The organism is Reichenbachiella sp. (assembly GCF_965233835.1).
GTDB lineage: Bacteria > Bacteroidota > Bacteroidia > Cytophagales > Cyclobacteriaceae > Reichenbachiella.
Genome location: NZ_OZ247585.1, coordinates 461,860 through 480,666 on the forward strand (window position 1 = coordinate 461,860; position 18,807 = coordinate 480,666).

At 40.5% G+C, this 18,807-nt stretch carries 15 protein-coding genes; 4 read left to right on the plus strand and 11 right to left on the minus strand.

Annotated elements, in window-relative coordinates; genetic code table 11:
* Nucleotides 1-49: 49 nt before the first annotated feature.
* From ACO6S2_RS01935 to tatA, 10 genes are all read right to left on the minus strand, one after another.
* Entirely contained in the window at nucleotides 50-724 is a 675-nt protein-coding gene (locus tag ACO6S2_RS01935) for an energy transducer TonB (RefSeq protein WP_422360831.1), read from the minus strand.
* A 133-nt stretch (nucleotides 725-857) separates the two neighbouring features.
* Nucleotides 858-1,076 carry a VanZ family protein gene (locus ACO6S2_RS01940; protein WP_422360832.1) on the minus strand — a complete coding sequence of 73 codons (219 nt, stop codon included), beginning with the start codon at nucleotides 1,074-1,076 and terminating at the stop codon, nucleotides 858-860.
* Nucleotides 1,077-1,219: 143 nt separating this feature from the next.
* Entirely contained in the window at nucleotides 1,220-1,600 is a 381-nt protein-coding gene (gcvH, locus tag ACO6S2_RS01945; RefSeq protein WP_420580565.1) for a glycine cleavage system protein GcvH, read from the minus strand.
* A gap of 101 nt (nucleotides 1,601-1,701) precedes the next feature.
* The gene (gene sprA / locus ACO6S2_RS01950) at nucleotides 1,702-8,769 is read right to left on the minus strand and encodes a cell surface protein SprA (protein WP_422360833.1); all 7,068 of its coding nucleotides are present in this window, start codon (nucleotides 8,767-8,769) and stop codon (nucleotides 1,702-1,704) included.
* Nucleotides 8,770-8,843: 74 nt separating this feature from the next.
* Nucleotides 8,844-9,437, minus strand: coding sequence for a Holliday junction branch migration protein RuvA (ruvA, locus tag ACO6S2_RS01955; protein ID WP_422360834.1), 594 nt, complete (start codon nucleotides 9,435-9,437; stop codon nucleotides 8,844-8,846).
* On the minus strand, nucleotides 9,438-11,711 hold the full coding sequence (locus ACO6S2_RS01960) for an NADP-dependent malic enzyme (RefSeq protein ID WP_422360835.1): 2,274 nt from the start codon (nucleotides 11,709-11,711) through the stop codon (nucleotides 9,438-9,440). It lies immediately after the preceding gene.
* 158 nt (nucleotides 11,712-11,869) lie between these two features.
* Entirely contained in the window at nucleotides 11,870-12,949 is a 1,080-nt protein-coding gene (locus ACO6S2_RS01965; RefSeq protein WP_422360836.1) for a DUF4837 family protein, read from the minus strand.
* Nucleotides 12,950-12,992: 43 nt separating this feature from the next.
* A complete protein-coding gene (locus ACO6S2_RS01970; RefSeq protein ID WP_422360837.1) occupies nucleotides 12,993-14,345 on the minus strand; it encodes a LysM peptidoglycan-binding domain-containing protein in 1,353 nt (450 codons plus the stop codon).
* A 3-nt stretch (nucleotides 14,346-14,348) separates the two neighbouring features.
* Nucleotides 14,349-15,782, minus strand: coding sequence for an Asp-tRNA(Asn)/Glu-tRNA(Gln) amidotransferase subunit GatA (gene gatA, locus ACO6S2_RS01975; RefSeq protein ID WP_422360838.1), 1,434 nt, complete (start codon nucleotides 15,780-15,782; stop codon nucleotides 14,349-14,351).
* Nucleotides 15,783-15,784: 2 nt separating this feature from the next.
* Nucleotides 15,785-15,985 (minus strand): twin-arginine translocase TatA/TatE family subunit, encoded by a 201-nt coding sequence (gene tatA, locus ACO6S2_RS01980; RefSeq protein ID WP_176214756.1) that lies wholly within the window; start codon nucleotides 15,983-15,985, stop codon nucleotides 15,785-15,787.
* A gap of 246 nt (nucleotides 15,986-16,231) precedes the next feature.
* Between tatA and ACO6S2_RS01985 the strand changes: the two genes are divergently transcribed.
* Nucleotides 16,232-16,810 (plus strand): YceI family protein, encoded by a 579-nt coding sequence (locus tag ACO6S2_RS01985; protein WP_422360839.1) that lies wholly within the window; start codon nucleotides 16,232-16,234, stop codon nucleotides 16,808-16,810.
* Nucleotides 16,811-16,923: 113 nt separating this feature from the next.
* Nucleotides 16,924-17,232, plus strand: coding sequence for a LiaF transmembrane domain-containing protein (locus ACO6S2_RS01990; RefSeq protein ID WP_422360840.1), 309 nt, complete (start codon nucleotides 16,924-16,926; stop codon nucleotides 17,230-17,232).
* Here the strand turns inward: ACO6S2_RS01990 and ACO6S2_RS01995 are convergent.
* Nucleotides 17,229-17,786: a hypothetical protein gene (locus tag ACO6S2_RS01995; RefSeq protein WP_422360841.1), complete on the minus strand. Its 558-nt coding sequence runs from the start codon at nucleotides 17,784-17,786 to the stop codon at nucleotides 17,229-17,231. The genes ACO6S2_RS01990 and ACO6S2_RS01995 overlap by 4 nt on opposite strands.
* 164 nt (nucleotides 17,787-17,950) lie before the next feature.
* On the opposite strand from ACO6S2_RS01995, the gene ACO6S2_RS02000 reads away from it, so the two are divergent.
* On the plus strand, nucleotides 17,951-18,262 hold the full coding sequence (locus ACO6S2_RS02000; protein ID WP_422360842.1) for a hypothetical protein: 312 nt from the start codon (nucleotides 17,951-17,953) through the stop codon (nucleotides 18,260-18,262).
* A gap of 157 nt (nucleotides 18,263-18,419) precedes the next feature.
* Nucleotides 18,420-18,716 (plus strand): hypothetical protein, encoded by a 297-nt coding sequence (locus ACO6S2_RS02005; protein ID WP_422360843.1) that lies wholly within the window; start codon nucleotides 18,420-18,422, stop codon nucleotides 18,714-18,716.
* Nucleotides 18,717-18,807: the final 91 nt, after the last annotated feature.

Below are 18,807 nucleotides of genomic sequence, written 5' to 3' on the forward strand. Positions count from 1 at the left end.
CCCTGATGGAATCGAATCCATCAGGGTTTTTTATTTCTTATCGATTCTATTAGCTCAACTTGAACGTAATAGGTAGAATCATTCTAACTTTTACAGGACGGCCTCTTTGCTTACCTGGTGTCCACTTTGGAGCATTTTTCAATACCCTTACCGCTTCTTCATCACATCCGGCACCGATACCTTTGATCGCTCTTACTTCAGTAAGATTTCCAGCCTTATCAACCACAAACTGAACGAACACTCTTCCTTCGATACCCATTCTACGCGCTTGGTTAGGATATTTCATTTCCTTTCCCACATACTTGTAGAACGCTGCCATTCCACCCGGAGGTCCTGGCTGGTCTTCCACGATATCAAAAATCTCATCCGCTACTTCTTCTTCAGGAGCTTCTTCGAATACGATATCTTCGATTACAGTTTCTTCTGTGATTTCCACATCCAAATCCACTTCGATCTCTTCTTCGATTTCTTCCTCATCAGGAATTTCTATAATCTTAGGCAATTCGATCTTTGGTGGTGGTGGTGGTGGTTGCTCGGTTGGAGGAATCTCCATGATATCCTCAAAATCATCATCCACTTGACCTAAATCAACTAATCCTCCATCATCATAAAATCTCCACTCAAAGGCAGTGATGACTAGCAATAAACTGACAGCAAGGCCAATGTTAAAAAACATCCCTGACTTTCTCTCTAGAGATATTTTCGGGTCTTTTTTTAGCTCCATGCTTATTTAATTAAATAAAATTTCTTTTCTAATAGCAACTTCAAATATACGAAAGTCCAGATTATATCTATGCTAATTCATTTTTTTTCAGCAGAATTAATCCACAATAAATCAACAATTGACAAGACCTGTGTTAAGTGTCTGATAATCTGGTACTAACTAAGTATATCGCAAGGAGCCCGCAAAGGGTTCCGCACACATCTGCCAAACCATCGTATATGTCGGTCTGCCGACCCGGTACATAAGCCTGCATCCACTCAGTAAATATTCCTAGAGTAATTCCTGTCAGCATACCCATGATAAGGCCCTTTTTAAGGTCTAGAGATAAACCAACAAAAATTGCATAGATCATAAATAGTCCAAAATGAACTATTTTATCAAAATGTGCGATGGGAATATCAAAGAGTGGTATACCGTCCGTTGGAGAGAGGGTAGCAAAAAGGATGGCGCCTGTCCATCCTATTGCTAATTTTTTTGATATGGATTTTGAAGGAATTATTTCCCGATCAACTCCTTGTAGGCATCTGCGGAAAGCAAACCGTCTTTTTCGCTCATGTCGGAAAGCTTGATTTTTATCATCCAACCATCTCCGTAAGCATCAGAATTAACAATCTCCGGTTCTGACTCCAACTCTTCGTTGAACTCTGCCACTTCACCAGACATAGGCATGAACAAATCAGACACCGTTTTCACTGCTTCTATTGTGCCGAATAGTTCACCTTTAGCAATAGTTTCGCCTTCGGTTTCGATTTCTACATATACAATATCACCAAGCTCGCCTTGAGCAAAATCGGTAATACCAACAGTGGCCACATCGCCATCTATTTTTACCCACTCGTGATCTTCTGTATAAAGTAAGTTTTCAGGAATATTCATCTTGAATCGATTTTGTTTAAATAAGAGTTCCAAAAATACGTCGATTTTCGTAAATCGATTAGCAATCTAATAAGATTATTATATCCAGATATGTGCAAAATTTATTGCGCTAAACTGAAGCGCATCTGGATACCAAATGCAGAGGAAGATCTAGGGAAAGTATTTGAAACTTTAGGTTCGTTGATGTTCTTTTCAAAGTACATCGTAATGTTCAATTTTTGATTGGCGACATAACTAACGGTGGGCCTTACCTGGTAATTAATATTTCCATTAGTCACGGTTTGAACATCTTCGATTTTTCTTTGAATCGTCTTTGTATCTCTTACGGTAAAGGTAAATCTGAACTGAATATCATTGTCTAGTGTAGTGGTTCTGCCTTTGATCTTAAACGGAATTTTCATCTTGCTTTTGGTAATTCCAAAATCAAATGCAATGTCATTACTACTCAGCTCGGTCACCTGAGAGTTGGAAAGATTAAGAGACAAGCTTCGCTCTTTTTTATACTCGATTTTCGACGTGATTTTGCTTTTAGTTCTAATATTGATTCCAATCAAGGGAGAGAATCTTTCTACCATATCCACTTGATTGATCACATATACAGGGGAAAGAGAGCCATTGTCTCCCAGCTGCGTAGCCTGAGGATAATCCAATATACTTTTATCCAGTTCGAGGTCGGATGGGTTGTTGTACAAAAGAGAATTCGTGTAATTCGTGATGCTAAAGGTCGATACATAGGCATGCGTCAAATTAATTGATGCAAACATTTCCTTTAGCGCCGGAATTTTACTCAACCCAGCATAATCTACTCGCCAATTCGGCACGGGCGTCTTTGGAAAAGGGGTCAACTTTACCGTCTCAGCACTTTTTCCACTGTATGCAGCAATAAACGCGGGTATCAAAACATCCTGCGAGTTAATATCATACTCGCCATTCGAGTTGAGCAAATTCAGTCGCTGACGAATGATATCCCGATTCTCCACGAATTTTTCAAAAGTAGGAGAGATGTTTTCCCCCTTATCTTTGGTAAAGGACGTCTTTATTGGAAGAAATGTAACTGTATAACTACCGGACCTGGATGGGGTAAGTGATCGATATGCTTGAGCTACGGTATCGTATCGATAGATTTCTTGATAGGCACTTGTCTCAGATCTTTTAGCGTCCAATTGGATTTTCAAATCCTTAAACGGCTCTACATTTGCGCGAATATTGAGGTCAACGGTCTGACTCTGAACAAATGGAGTAGTTAGCCTTCCATTTTCTACCAGCCAACCACTTTCTGCTGCTTTAAATCTGATGCTAGGATCCTGGCTACCAAAAATGAATGCCGAGCCTGGTGCATCAAAATCACTATCCATTCCAAACAAGTAGGGCACCGGAATAAAACCAGGCAGCTTGGTAGACTCTCTATGTCCATAGGTCATATTTATAGAGCGCAAGGACATGAGTAATCGCATAAAACCCTTCAAACCTGCACCTCCTCCAGAGGACTTGGTAGTGTCTACTCGTGCTGGAGCTCTAGATCTGGTGGAACTGCTTCTGGATCTTGAAGGAGAGTTGATCGATTTGAGATACTTCGACTTGTTATACAATTTGATCATATCAATTTTTCCATTCAAGTCTCTGGTACGACTATTCTCAACCAGGTTTCCAAATTCCTCTACCTGGCCAATGTTTCCTCCAGTCCACCGGTAATCTACATTGTATCTATAATCCGCACTCATCCAATCAGTCAGCGGGAGCTTATCGAGAGGTAATCTGTAGTTAGCACCAATGCTCTGATTATAGTTCTTCATTCTACCAAGCTTTTTGATGTTGTTCCAAATAGAGTCTCGCTTCGCCTGTGTATCAATGTCTCCCTCCGGCTCATCAATAATGGCATTCGCCGTGGCGTTGTAATTCACACTCAAACTTTTGAAAATACTCCAACGCACATTGTATGTCCTGTTGAAGGTAAAATACTTTTCGAAGTTCGGGTCGATTCCTGTTGTCGTTAGATCCGCATTTCTGAGCTGTCTTTTCCTAAACACCCTGTTCATAGAGGCACGCACGGAGAAATTATTGGGCAACGGAGAAAAATTGATGTCTTTGATCAGTTTCAGGTAGGGACTAGAAAGCGCTTTTGAATTTTTAAATGGTTCTAAGGATGGCGGTTGTGGGCTATAATTGTAAGACACATTTCCATCGTATTCTTTTCTAAAATCTTTTTCCGTATTTACGTCTTTGGATTTCTGTTCGGAGTAGGCATAGCTAAATGAAAAGTTCTCAATATCATAAACATGACTTTTGGCATCTGGCTTCACCTTTTCCTTATGTACATCTATAAAATTGATGCTTTTATTAACCGTCTGAGAAATTACTTTCTCTTTGTATTCGTCCCTTTGCTCTTGTTGATCGAATTTCAGTACGGAAGCCTCCAAAGGTATATCTGGATCTAGTGGATCATACTTAGGGGTTTGTCTTGACTTAGAGTAACTGACAAACATTGGAATCTTAATACCGGTGTTCCAGGGAATTAGTTTATCCACATTCATATTCATCGACAAATCATAGTCAACGGATTCGTCCCTTGTACGCTGGGAGATATTGTCCTGAATACCACCAAAACCAACACTCGTATATCTGGTCGCCGCATTAATAGTGGCAAAGTCTGCCAACTTTACGCTCATGCGCGCATTGGCCGCCCAGCCCTTTTCATCATCATAATCGGTCAATCGCATTTCGTTGGCCCAGATACAGAGAGAGTGAGGCTCGGCATTATTTTCAGATTTAGGATTTCTTATCCCAATCATCATGGTAGTTACATTATTGAGCTTCGGATTTCCTACAATAGTCAATCTGTATTTACCGTCAGATGATTGCCTACTAAATTCATCTTCCACATTCACATCACTTCCATTTCTAGCGGCTTTTACTCCATAAAGTTCATTGAGAGCAATATTGATTTCATTCTCCTCTGGCCACACATCGGTGTCTTGGTAGGGAGCGGCGTTATCCGGCGTAATTTTAAGTGGCACTTCAATTTCATAATAATTGGAAGTTTGATCCAATCCCAAACGAAGAAACCCGGTCATTTCATCATCGTTGACCATGTGGTCTTGAAATTGTTCGGCATGAAAAAACATTTTGATTCTGCCATAGTTGACTAAATCCTGAGCCACTTCTTTGTAGACTGCTCGAGCGTCTCCATCTTCCAAATCTTCCACACAAATCTTGAGAGACTGTTCGTTCACCTGGCGAGAGATGGTGGTAGTATTATCTTGATCTCTCGTAATACCTGGAGGTAGTACATAAGGTGGTTTTCCATCAGAAGGCAAACTGTTTTCCTCAATATTTACCACAGATACTTCAAAATCAGAAGTGCCTGTCTCTGGCAATACATCAAAACCCTGATCTTTTAGATTTTCGACTGATTTCCTCCACTGACTGGCTACCAATTGCATCTTCGCCATTCTAAGAACTACTGGCTGTTGCCAGCCGGTCATGTACATTCTAATAAACCTATTAGACTCTTCAGTGTATTCCCCAACGGTTCTCGTCGGTTGGTTGATTGGAATTCTAAACAAATACCAGGTGGCCTCTCCATCACTGCTCACCACCTTGTCCACAATATTGTGATTTCCAACCTGAAGAGAATTGACATCTGTCATATCTACTTCAAATTCTCGGTAAGCCTCCAATGTGTTGATATAATTGTCATCATTCAAATCTTCATTCTCTGGAATGTTTGTCGCCGATGCTGTAAAATCATTTGAGCCAGCACCAATAGGGGAGTTGCCCTCAATACCGTTGAATTTTTTATACCGTTCGAGGATTTTTGCGTTGCGCTCATCATAATTATCGCTTAGGAAGTATTCGAAATCATCTGCTGCAACATCATCTCTAGTTCTAGCCTGACCAGCGGCATTCATTCCGTCAAGACCAATGACAGACCCGAATTGTGCTCTCTCCTCTTCAGATTTAAGGCCATCTAGTCCTACATCCTGATTAGGTCTGGATGAAGCTGAGTTATCAAAAAATTCCGTCAGGTATTGTAAGGTCGTCGCCTTACCATAAGAGGTCGGCTCCGTATTTTCAAGACTTCCATCAGGAGGCAATCCATTCTCAAATTCATGCTTTCCTTCCTCAAGCAAATTCTCCGATACATCCCCCAAATTAAATATCAGTTTACCGCCCGTTGAATTGTTAGTGGGGTTGCCATTTCCATCGTCTATTACACCTCTCTCGCCTTGAATGAATGGGTCCATCATCCAAAATTCGATGTACTCCATATTATTTTGCCGAAAATTCACCTCACCGGTAATAGCACGAGTTATGGCTCCGTAGTTGTTTTGAGGATCTGGAAGTAGACCATCTTGAGTCAAGTTTGGGTTGTAATTGTATGGCCCTCTCTCTTGCGGATAGTAAGCTATATCGAAAACCGGAAGATTCGTGTTGACTACCTGTCGATCCTGCTGCTTGTAAATTTCCTGCGGCAGCACAGGTCTTACATAATGGTTTTCTAAATCTTCATCGGAAATGTTATCAGGTTTGTTGCCTCCACTCAAATAGAACGCGGACCGATCAATAATATACCAGGCCATTTTTGCTCTGCGGTAGTTGTCCGCCAGAGGGTCTGAACTATCCTGAAAACCAATCGGAGTAGAACCCAACTTCCATGGCAGGTGTCCTCCAGCTATATTGTAGGGTGTAACTGCACTCTCAAAGTCATCCAGATAAGAAGAGCTCTCTCCATTTACCTTATTCGATGTCCCAGGAAGAAGTTGTGCAAATTCCCCATTGAAGGTAACGGTTGATTTTTCCTTTGTGCTCAACAAAGGTAAGGCGTCCACCATTTTGGTCAGCATACGGGATTCTTCCTGATAATTTACATCAAATCCATACTTGGTGTTTTTTATGGGTTCGTTGCCAGCGGTATAGCGACTCACACCTCCCGGCCTTTCACTTAAATGAAATACGGTAGCCCCGAAATTGATTTTATCTGAAAAGCGGTAATCTAATCGAGCACCAGTCAACCATCTGGACCTAAAACTAAATAGATCATCTACCTCATAAGAAATATCGATTTGCTTACCTGAAGCGATCACCCCTTGATTCAGAATGGTTACCGTACCGCCTGTATTGTAATTCACTTGGTAATCTACACCCTCAGCCAGCAATTGGCTACCGGCCGTTACTCTTACGGATCCTTTGGCAATGTTGAATGCATTGAGCGGATAGACACCAGCCGCACTGGAAGAATAAGTACCATTGATAAAGAATTTGTTTTTTGCAATGTTCTGCTGTGCATCGATTTTGGATTTGTCATATAGGTCTTGAAAAACGTATTGATCCTTTAATCGCTGCTCATTATCCTCAAATTTGGATTCAAGTGTGGTGCCAAAAGGCTCTAACACTGGGAATATTACATAGCCATTGTCTACGTCAAAAGTCACCTCAGGGATAAAGTCAAACTTACCATCCTTTTGGTTGTCACCATTTACGTTCAATTGATCCAAGGCGAGTAGTTCAATCAATGGAACATTGTTGGTATTTGCTCCTTCGTTCAGGTTTGGTGCATCGTAGTTTTTAGTATCGTCACGATAATTGATTCGTAACTCAAAGCCTTCTTGGTTGATTCTGGGAGAATTGAGGGAGTAGATGTTTTTCATCATCAGATCCCAAGTCTTGATCTCCGTATTAATTCGACCGGGCCGAAGCATTTTAAGAAATATGAGGTCATCATCTGGTCGTCCGTTGTAAGACTCTGATAATTCACCCACTTTAAAGCTTTGGCCATTATAAGTATATTCAAAAGCCACCGCCAGCACCTCATCATTTTGTAGCTTACGTTGCAAACTGATATAACCCAATTTCGAGTGCCATTTGTACTCACGAGCATCTAATTTTCTTGCGGTGGGTCTTACTTCAAAATCAGTACCTACCATCATGTTTCCAGAAGCCGAACTACCTAAGAAACTCTCCACCGTCGAAATGTTCCTAACTTGACTTTCATTGGAGTTAATATAATTCCAGAGTCCATTGGCGTCATTGTCAGATGGGTCTCCCTGTGCACCTGCTCCCCATTGAATGCTATTCTGAATATTATCGACATTACCTTCTCCTAAATCCGTAAATCCAATAAAGTTTCGAACGTTGGCCGTCTCGTTGTTGGTGTTGACAACATATACCTCCACTCTGGTAATATTGACTCCGGAAGTAACTTGTGGAATATCTCGCAACCAGTTTTGGTAATTGTCTCTAAAGAAATGAGATAAGAAAAAGTGTCGTCGTTCGTCATAATCCGCCGCTCTCAGACTGAAGGGCTGACCCTCTGCGCCAAATTGGAAAGTTTTGCTTTGGGATTTGCCCTGCTGCCGTGAGGCCAAGGCTGTAACATAGAGTTTACCAAATTGCAATTGAGTTTTAATACCAAACAAACTTTGACCGCCTGTCATTAGAGAATTGGTCACATTCATACTCACATTTCCTATTTCGATCTTTTTGATAATATCCTCTTCGTATCCCGTGTACTCAACTTTCAAGTTATTTTGAAAATCGAAGGAATTGTTATTATCAAAGTTGGCGGTGATGGCTAATTTTTCTCCTACTTTTCCTACCACATTCATCGAAATTTGCTGGTTGTAGTTGAAGCCTCCGTTTCTTTGCTGGTTGATTGGGATGGCGGGATTTTCTATCCTTTGCCATCGGCCACCAAAATCAAGATTTACAAATCCATTGGGTTCAATGTCTACGTAACTTCCTCCAAAAATTCTATCGAACACTGGACTGATGTAAATCTTTGGAATGAGCCGTCTACCACTCACCGCACTTTCTCCGTCAAGACCAGCTGACCGATTCTGCCAATATTCCTTCTTCATTTCAGCATCTTGGAAGCGATTGAATTCCTCGAATGTCATCGTGGATCTTGGTCGATAATTAAGCGCACCTACTCGTTCATAGATGGTGTAATTCATCCCTGTATCTATTTCCAAATCCAGTTGCATAGAGGCGGGATCTTCTAATAGTAATGGGGAAGGGCTCTGTGTATTAGAAAAAGGATCTCCAAATCGATCTTGCTGTCTGAATGTCGGGCGATAAGAAGGCTCGTATTTTTGATTGATTACAGAATCGGCACTGACAGAATCAGCTGGGACTTGCTGATAACCGTAAGAAGAGTATGCTCCCAGCATTCCCACAAGGAGAACGAGTATTAAGGTAGGTGTTATTTGGAATTTGATTGGAGTCAAACTCTGTTGTTGCTGATTTAGGCCCTTTTCAGGGCTAATTTAATTAATTCCTCTAGACTCACTTGCTCCGCGGTTTCGTTCATAATTTTATCAATCGTTTTTTCTGCTGCTGCCTTGTTTATTCCCAAAGTTGTCAGTGCGGATAACGCCTCCGACTTGAGCGTATTGCCCGAAGAAAGTGATATCACAGGAGAAGCACCTTCCAGCTCCTCTTTACTCATTTTATCCTTCAACTCAAGTATGATTCTCTGAGCAGTCTTTTGGCCAATTCCCTTCACCCCACTAATGGTTTTTACATCACCATTTACTATCGCAGAATGGATCTCTTCAGGAGAAAGAGAAGACAATATCATTAATCCGGTAGAAGGTCCCACTCCCGAGATAGAAATCAGTTGTAAAAATCTCTTACGTTCTGATTCATCAAAGAATCCATATAAAGTATGAGCATCCTCCTTGACATGTAAGTGGGTATGAATCTTGCAGGCATCAAGTCCTTTGATTTGCCCAAAAGTGTTCAAAGTAATTTTGACTTGGTAGCCCATGCCTCCTACGTCCACAATAACATAGGTAGGATCCTTTTCTACCAATTTTCCTTCCAGATATGCAATCATTTATTTCTTCTTATTGGCGGTAGCCTGTGCGTCAACCACGGCAATAGCAGCCATGTTATAAATTTCTCTAACTGAGCTACCGGTTTGCAAAACATGTACTGGCTTCTGCATGCCCATTAGAATAGGCCCTATCGCTTCACTTGCCCCAATTTCCATGAGCAGTTTGTAAGCAATATTTCCTGAGGACAAATTAGGGAAAATTAATGTGTTAACCTGATGTCCAGCCAAATCACTAAACGGATAAGTTTTTGCCAGCATTTTTTTGTTCATGGCTAAGTTTGCCTGAATATCACCATCGATGATCATCTCAGGCCATTTTTCCTTAGCAATCTGAACAGCTTTAGCTGTCTTATTTGGCACGTCCCCTTTGGCAGAACCAAAATTTGAATAAGAAAGCATAGCCATTTTCGGTTCAAACCCGAAGAATTTAACCGCCCTATGCGTCAACTCAATAATATTCACCAATGCATCCACATCCGGGTTCACATTTACGGTAGTGTCAGCTAAGAAGAAGGTACCTTTCTTGTTTCGGACAATATACATACCTGCCACTCGCTTTAGACCTTCTTCAATACCTATGATTTGTAACGCCGGTCGAATGGTGTTTGGGTAATCACTATTCAAACCCGAAATAAGCGCATCAGCTTCTCCTGTTTCGACCATCATTGCACCATAGTAATTTCTATCGAGCATTTGATGGCGCCCCTCTTGAACAGTCGCTCCTTTTCGCTTTCTCTTCTCAAAATAGATATTAGCGAAGGAGTCAACTTTTTCTTCCTGATAAAATGGATCAATGATGGTACAATCCAAATCAAGATCTAACTCCCCTATCAGGCGTTTAATCTTTTTCTCGTTACCCAATAAGATTGGGATTCCCACTTTTTCATCAGCTACAAGCTGTGCCGCTTTCAGGATTTTTTCTTCATCTGCTTCAGCAAATACGATGCGCTGAGGGTTCTTTTTAGCAGCAGAAATGATACGTGAAATAATTCGCTTCTCAGCACCCACACGCTCCTCCAACTCAATCTTGTATTCATCCCAATCGACGATTGTAGTTTTAGCTACTCCCGAATCCATCGCAGCTTTAGCCACGGCAGAGGAGATATTGGCAATTAGCCTTGGGTCTAACGGTTTGGGAATCAAATAATCCTTGCCAAACTTGATCGATTTCTCGCCATAGGCTTTGGACACAATCTCAGGAACCGGCAATTTAGTCATTTCGGCCAGCGCTCGTACGGCCGCCAATTTCATTTCTTCGTTGATAGCCGTGGCTCTTACGTCCAATGCTCCCCGGAAAATGTAAGGGAAACCTAATACATTATTTACCTGATTAGGATGATCCGAACGGCCAGTTGCCATTACAATGTCATCACGCGTAGACATGGCCAGATCATAGGCAATTTCAGGGTCTGGATTTGCCAGTGCAAATACAATTGGCTTTTCGGCCATAGATAACAGGTCTTCAGGGGATAGCACGTTGCCCATAGACAATCCAAGGAACATGTCAGCATCTTTTACTGCTTCTGATATGGTTGAGATATCTCTGCCGGTAGCATACTTAGCTTTCATCGCATCCAGATTCTCACGATCCTTCCTGATTACCCCCTTGCTATCAAGCATGACTATGTTCTCTCGGGTGGCACCCATTTTGACATACAAGTCCGTACAGGCAATAGCCGCTCCTCCAGCACCGTTTACAACAATTTTAATATCCGCTATTTTCTTCTTCACCACTTCAAGTGCGTTCAATAAAGCCGCACTGGAAATAATAGCTGTACCATGCTGATCATCATGCATGACCGGAATGTTCATCTTTTCACGAAGTTCTCCCTCTATCTTAAAGCTTTCAGGTGCCTTAATATCTTCAAGGTTGATTCCGCCAAATGTTGGCTCCAAAGACTTTACAATTTTGATAAATTCATCCGGGTCTTCTTCGTCGATTTCAATATCAAAAACATCAATCCCTGCAAATTTTTTGAATAGTACACCCTTACCTTCCATCACCGGCTTCGAAGCCTCAGGACCAATGTTTCCCAAGCCCAAAACTGCCGTTCCGTTGGAAATCACACCAACCAGGTTTCCTTTGGCTGTGTACTTATATACCTTCTCTTTTTCTTCTGCTATTTCAAGGCACGGTTCTGCTACACCAGGGGAATATGCCAAGGCCAAATCGTGCTGCGTGGCCAGAGGTTTTGTAGGGGTAACCTCTATCTTTCCTGGTATAGGTTCTGAATGAAAATCTAGTGCGTCTTTCTTTCTTATTTTTAAACTCATAGTAGAATTCGTGGATTAATCATGTTGATGGCTTTTGAGCACATGGGGCAATGCTAAATGGGCAAAAACCAAGCTTCAAAATTGCTTAAATTCTACGAGAAATGAGCTAGAAAATAGGTATTATGTTATGCAGCTCTGGTGTCTTTAAAATAAGGCAATTATTTCAATTCTTTACCCGAACGGAAAGTGTTAATAATCACTTCCATCTCTTGCATAAATTCCCTCTTATCCTTAGAGGGGGCATACACGTAGCCTTCCAAATAGTAAAGCCTTTTTTGAGATTCATCTACGAAGACGTAGCTCACAAAAGGTCCGCCTCCCGAAATATCGCTGAGCTTCCATAAACCTCTTACTTCTTTCGCATATTTTCCTTTGAAGTTGGCCTCTCGAATGTTCATGTTCTCGTTTTGCAGGGTCATGAAAATATCAGGTTTCTGTACATCTCGCATATAGGATGATGTAATTTCTTCTCGAAATACCAAGACATCCTCAAAGGGCGCTCTGGTATTGAAAGGTCTGTAATGAACAAAAATGTTCTTTTCGTATTCTGGATCTAGCAGTCTGATCCAAACGAAGTCTCTTTGGTTCTTTGCTAAATCATAGCCATAGGGCACCTGAACATCAAAACCATGTGTTTCTCTTAGTGTTTTCTCAATCTGCTTTTCACGCACCTTAAAAATGGCTTTGGAAATCCTCTTGTTCTCAATATTCAGAAAATAGTTTCTCAAGAGTTCTTTATCTCTTTTGAGGTGATCGATTAGCTGCTTTTCCGTCTGACCAAAAAGGTGCAAAATCTCTTGTCCTCGAGCAAATTGATTCTTTTGAGGCAATCTATATAAAGCAGTGTCCTTTAAAATTTTCTCTAAAGACGAAGAGGTAAAATAATTTTGCATGGCTCTACTTTGAGCTCCATGATTGTCCATGGTACTCACAAAAATCATAGACTTGCCTGTTTTGAGAATGTTATTCATCTTCAATGGATTGATGTTTCTCAACTTGAAATAAGGCTCGTCTTGAGGCAAACCAGGAACATAATCTGAAAAAATATCTCTGAGTGCTTCACCCACTGGTCCGTTCCATTGGGTGGTGTCCATCACGCAAAGAATGGCATTGGCTTCACCTCGTGCCACTGGTAGGTGAGATTTACTTCCCCCATTTTTAGTAGCGTCCGAACCGCAACTTGCCGTTAAAAAAATGATCAGTAAAATGAAAAGGTTTTGTACGTTCCTTAATGTCATAGAAATTAAATGCTTTTAGTACTAATCCGGCTTTTGCCAAAAGTCACATATTAATCAATAATTTTTGCCCTGGCTTGATATTGGATGAAGTGAGGTTATTCAATCTTTTGATTTTTTCAATGCTCAAGTCCTCATAAAGCTTCGAAATACTCCAGAGGGACTCTCCGGATTTCACCAAATGGTAAGTCCCGCCAGCCACCACTGGAACCGATTTTGGAACGTTTTTCACCACATATGTCTCTCTAGTTTTTGAAGAGTAATGTGGCAATGTCCAGATATTCAATCGCTGCCCAACGCGGATCATATTGCTTTTTAAGTTATTCCACCTTTTGAGGTCTGATACCCGGACATGATAACGTTGCGCAATGGTGCCCAACACGTCTCCGCTTCTAACTCGATAAATCTGTCGTGTGCGGCCATAGGTACTACCTGGTGAATTTCGTGCCAAATACTCTAATTCTTTCTTACCTACCTTACTGGCAGAGTCCAATATAGTCATGCGATTCATCCTGATACCTTCGGCCAAATCTACTGGAACCCTAAGTGGAAAATTCAATGTGCCATCTGGTGTGGCACCTCGAATCACATGAGGGTTGAGAGAAATAAGATCATCCACGCAAAGATTTACGAGGTTGGCAAACGTTTCCATGTGCATATAGCCATTCACGTGAACTGTATCGTGAGCGACTTGATAATTCATATCAATTTCGTCTAGGATAAAATTATGCTCATCGAGGTAATTGAGCGTGTAGATCATAGCCACAAATTGAGGTACATACGAGCGCGTTTCCCTAGGGAGATAACGATAGATTTCCCAAAATGTCTTTTTGTATCCTGACCTTCGAATGGCCTTTCTCACATTGCCTGGGCCCGTATTGTAAGCGGCCAATGCCAACTCCCAATCTCCAAACATGTTGTAAAGGGCTTTCAAATATCTGCAGGCCGCTTGAGTGGCCTCGTAAGGATCCATTCGTTCATCGATATACCAGGACTGGGATAGTCCGTACGATTTTCCGGTAGCTGGCATGAATTGCCATAGACCTGCTGCACCCACACGAGACATGGCATTTGGGCGCAGACCCGATTCTACAATAGACAAATACTTCAATTCATCTGGCATTCCCCTTTCCGCCAATGCTTCTTCAAAAATGGGGAAGAAGAGGTCTCGATTCGCCAAAACAGATTTCGTATATTCTCTGTCACGAATAGTAAAGTAGTCAATGAAAGATTTGATTCTATCATTGAATACCAATGGAATACTTCCTTCCACACATTTCAAACGATCTTCCATTAGCTCGTAAGGAGCTTCTGGAAATTGATCCAATGTAGCATCTTTTTGTGCTAAGAGCTGAAAGGAGGGAATAAGCCCAAGAATAAGAAGTATGTTTTTGATCATTGTTTATTTGGCCAGTACGTGATCTACCAAGTACTTTGAAAAAGATAACAGCTTTTCTTCTTCAAAAGTATTAGCAATCACCTGAATTCCAATAGGCATACCATTTTTATCGTTTCCATTGGGAAGTGAAATGGCTGGTAATCCGGCTAAGGAAGCCTGAACGGTAAAGATATCTTCTAGATACATCTCTAGCGGATCGCGATCATGGCTGTTCAACTCAAAGGCCGTAGTAGGAGCCGTTGGGAGAATAATGAAGTCGTGATTCTCAAAGATTTTTTTTGTTTCATCACGGATCAGCCTTCGTACCTTTTGAGCCTTGGTGAAGTAGGCATCGTAGAAACCTTCGCTCAACACATATGTCCCGAGCAGTATTCTTTTCTTTACCTCAGCACCAAATCCTTCTGAACGAGATTTTTTGTACATGGATTCCAAGTCATGGCCGTTCTCACTTCTGTATCCGTAGCGAACACCATCGTATCGAGACAAGTTTGTACTAGCCTCTGCTGTTGTCAGGATATAATAAGTAGGCAATACGTGATCTAAATAATCAAACCCTAAATGGTCAACGCTATGGCCTAATCCCTGAAGTTTATTATAGGCTTGGTTAGTCGCTGATTTTATTTCCTCATCTATACCGTCATGAGAAAGGGTATTGTCAAAGCAAGCTATTTTGGCATTTCCATTCCAATCTATTTTACTAGAATAAGCCGGTACCTCAGTATGAGAGACAGTAGTGTCATATTCGTCTGCCCCTGCCATGATCTCTAAAGTCAATGCTGTGTCGTCTATAGAATGAGCGAGAATTCCCACACAATCGAAAGAGCTGGCATAAGCCGATAGGCCATGTCTTGAAATTCTTCCATAGTTGGGCTTGAAACCTACAATACCGCAATAGGCGGCTGGCTGACGTACAGATCCTCCGGTATCAGAGCCTATGGAAACCAAACACATATCTGCCTGAACCGCTACTGCCGAACCACCAGATGATCCACCGGGCACACGATTCATTCCTGCGGCGTTGATAGTCGGTCCAAAAACTGAGTTTTCATTAGACGAGCCCATGGCAAATTCGTCACAGTTGTTTCTACCTATTAGAATAGCATCTTCATCCAACAATCGCTGAACGCTTGTAGCTGTGAATTGTGATTTGAAACCTTCTAGAATTTTGCTACCACACTGGAGTTTATGCCCTTCATGACAATAGACATCCTTGATGGTGAAAACCATGCCAGCCAATCGACCTGCAGTTCCGTTTTTGATTTTTTGCTGTACTGTCGCAGCTGCAGCTAATGCTTCATCGGCATAAACTGCCGTAAGAGCATTGAGGTGTTCATGTTTTTGAATGTTGGAAAGGTAGTGGTTGACCAACCCTACACAGTCTATTTTGCCCGAATCAATGTCTGATTGAATTCGAGACAATGAATCGTATGTATTCAAAATTATTCTTTGTCGTCTTTGATTCCTTCTTGAATCTCGTCTTTGATTTCCTTAGACGCATCCTTGAATTCTCTAATTCCTTTTCCTAAACCTTTAGCCAATTCAGGAATTTTTTTCGCACCAAAGAGAAGTATAATAACCAAAACTATAATTACAAGTTCCCATCCGCCAGGCATCCCAAATGCTAATACTGTATTCGTCATTTTTGTTTTGATCTAGTGTGTATTGTTTTAAGATTGCAAAGATAAGCCAATTTGATTCAACTATACGTTCGTCCTATTTAATTAGTTATCTCCAAGCAGCTTTATTGAATATTTCAAAATCTTATTTGTAATTATTAAGAATTTGAAAAAAAACTTATAAAATCAGAACCTTATAATTCAACGGTCGTTAAATTTGTAATTACAACTATTGTATAGACATATATTTTACTAAACTATTTATCAAACATGTTAAACGTATTATTATTAGCTATTGGATTGAATTTTAATCCTGTTGAAACAACTGCCACTTATGAAACGAATGTATCAGAAAGTAGCGTCGTGTGGACTGCCACTAAAGTAGTGAGCGGAAGACATACAGGGACTGTAAAAATTTCGAAAGGTTCTTTAGAAATCGACGGTTCTGAGTTGAAAGGAGGATCTTTTGAAATTGATATGACCACTATTGCCAACACAGACATCGAAGGAGAGTGGAGAGCAAAATTGGAAGGTCATTTGAAATCTGACGATTTCTTCGCCGTAGAAACTTACCAGACTGCTACGCTTAAAATCACTGATGTGAAAAAATCTGCAAAAGGAAAGTATGAGGTTACAGCTGACTTAACCATCAAAGGAAAAACTGAATCTGTGACATTTTCTGCTGAACTAAATGTTCAGGATGAAAAAGCAACTGCTACTGCTAAAATCACAGTAGACAGAACTAAATATGATGTAAGATATGGATCGCCAAGTTTCTTTGATGATTTGGGTGACAAAGCCATTTCAAATGAGTTTACTTTGGATGTAAAAGTGGTTGCTTCCAAATAATGTTAAATCTATAGATACAGCTTTTCCAAAGTTTGGCACTTCTGAAAAGTTTAAGAGAGATAGCGAGGACCAAAGTCTTCGCTATTTTTTTTAACTTAACTTCAAAAACAATCATGACCCATAGCGACAAACGAACTTCTCTCGGTGCCATCTTTATTCTGATTGGTGTTTTATTTCTTTTGGATAACCTTGGGCTGCTACCATGGGAAATTCCATACTACTTCTTTACCTGGCAAATGGTACTCGTCTTGATAGGACTTTATCAATTTCTATCCGGGAATGCACGAGGTGGCCTTTTTTTTATTGCCCTTGGTATGATCTTCTGGCTTCCGGAGTACTTTGATATTCGGTTTAGAGATTATTGGCCAGTAGTTTTGATCGCTGTTGGCGTAGGTTTTTTAGTTGATAAGAGAAGACTTTAAAGTCTATTAATAATCTCTTTGATAGGAATCTTGATGCTCCACATTTCAGCTTGTTTTCGTTGGACACTGTCCAAACAATATTTATAAATATTGCTTGAAGCATCTATTGGGTAAGCATAGAGCACCGATTGAGCATCTAGCTTTTGAACAGAGGGGGTAGGGTCTAGATTATTTTCTAAGTTGTATTGATAAGCAGACAATAATTGTAAGTCAAGCTCCGAATTAGTTGGAAATTCCACATTGACTTTTTGGATTTCTACTTGATAGGCAGACTCCAAAGAATCCAAATCCCTCCACTCGCTTATTTCACAAAGCGCAGAGTCTTTCATCAAATTTGTAGCACTTATCGCTTGCACCAACTCCAATATTTCGTGCCCAATTTCTCCGCCCTTTTTCAGAATTTCAGCTTCAGACACTTTCCTTATCTCCCGAGACTTCATCAACTCGGCTGGGGATACCTTGTTCTTGTTTTGTTGGTGACAGGCTATTGTGAATAATACCGCTAAACTTAAAAGGCCAAAGTTCCTAACCTTTTTTTCTAATATACTGATCATGTTTTTTTGAGCTATTATACAGGACTACTCCTTTATAGTTGATCTTTCATGCAATTTTAGAAAAACTCGCATTAATTACATCCAAGTCCTTCAAGCTATCTTCCAATTCTGCCATAAAATCGATATTTTTAAGTAGACCCATTCTTGAACTAAACGCTTAAACCATGAAAAATTTAATCCTCCTATTTAGCCTATTGGGCTTTTTTCTGTTCACCACTGCATGCGGTGGTGATGATGATTGCGATGTTGATGCACTTGAAGACCAAGATGAAGATTTCTATGATGATTACTATGACGCATGTTTCATTGATCAGGACTGTGATGATTGTGAAGATGCCATAGAGGATTATATCGACTTTCTAAAGAATAATAAAGACTGTGCATCAGAGATAGAGGACGTAGATCAGGATGATATCGAGGACTTTATTGATGAGTTAGAAGACGCATTGGATGATGTCCAAGATCAATGTGAATAATTTTATTGACAGCTAAATCTGGGCAGACTTTGTGCTGTCCATTTTTTACCCATTCCCTAAAGTATATCCAGAATTTACTTATTTCTTGGTATTCCTCTTTTCTCAATTATCCCGTTCTTTTGTTAGTCAAATCTTTTAATCGAACGAATTACGAACCATGAAAAATTTATTACTGCTTTTAAGTCTATTTGGCTTTTTGATGTTTACTACTAGCTGTAGCGATGATGATTGTCCAAGTGATGATGAACTAGAAGAACAATTTGAAGACTTTGATGATGATATTTATGAAGCATGCATTGAAGATGAAGATTGCGATGATTGTGAAGACGCATATGATGCACTCATAGACTGGATTAAAGACAACAGGGACTGTGCAGATGAAGATGATATAGACGATCTAATCGATTCTCTTGAAGACTCAAAGGACTTTTACGATGATTACCTTGACTGTTAAGTCAAACAAGTAAAAAATTAAAAGACAACCAGTTGGTTGTCTTTTTTTGTTTCTAACCGAATAACATTAGGAATGTTCTTCGCTTATCGTT

Coding starts and splice junctions, on each gene's coding strand:
- ACO6S2_RS01935 (WP_422360831.1), bottom strand. CDS start 724: ATGGAGCTAAAAAAAGACCCGAAAATATCTCTAGAGAGAAAGTCAGGG.
- ACO6S2_RS01940 (WP_422360832.1), bottom strand. CDS start 1,076: ATGATCTATGCAATTTTTGTTGGTTTATCTCTAGACCTTAAAAAGGGC.
- gcvH (WP_420580565.1), bottom strand. CDS start 1,600: ATGAATATTCCTGAAAACTTACTTTATACAGAAGATCACGAGTGGGTA.
- sprA (WP_422360833.1), bottom strand. CDS start 8,769: ATGCTGGGAGCATACTCTTCTTACGGTTATCAGCAAGTCCCAGCTGAT.
- ruvA (WP_422360834.1), bottom strand. CDS start 9,437: ATGATTGCATATCTGGAAGGAAAATTGGTAGAAAAGGATCCTACCTAT.
- ACO6S2_RS01960 (WP_422360835.1), bottom strand. CDS start 11,711: ATGAGTTTAAAAATAAGAAAGAAAGACGCACTAGATTTTCATTCAGAA.
- ACO6S2_RS01965 (WP_422360836.1), bottom strand. CDS start 12,949: ATGACATTAAGGAACGTACAAAACCTTTTCATTTTACTGATCATTTTT.
- ACO6S2_RS01970 (WP_422360837.1), bottom strand. CDS start 14,345: ATGATCAAAAACATACTTCTTATTCTTGGGCTTATTCCCTCCTTTCAG.
- tatA (WP_176214756.1), bottom strand. CDS start 15,985: ATGACGAATACAGTATTAGCATTTGGGATGCCTGGCGGATGGGAACTT.
- ACO6S2_RS01985 (WP_422360839.1), top strand. CDS start 16,232: ATGTTAAACGTATTATTATTAGCTATTGGATTGAATTTTAATCCTGTT.
- ACO6S2_RS01990 (WP_422360840.1), top strand. CDS start 16,924: ATGACCCATAGCGACAAACGAACTTCTCTCGGTGCCATCTTTATTCTG.
- ACO6S2_RS01995 (WP_422360841.1), bottom strand. CDS start 17,786: ATGATCAGTATATTAGAAAAAAAGGTTAGGAACTTTGGCCTTTTAAGT.
- ACO6S2_RS02000 (WP_422360842.1), top strand. CDS start 17,951: ATGAAAAATTTAATCCTCCTATTTAGCCTATTGGGCTTTTTTCTGTTC.
- ACO6S2_RS02005 (WP_422360843.1), top strand. CDS start 18,420: ATGAAAAATTTATTACTGCTTTTAAGTCTATTTGGCTTTTTGATGTTT.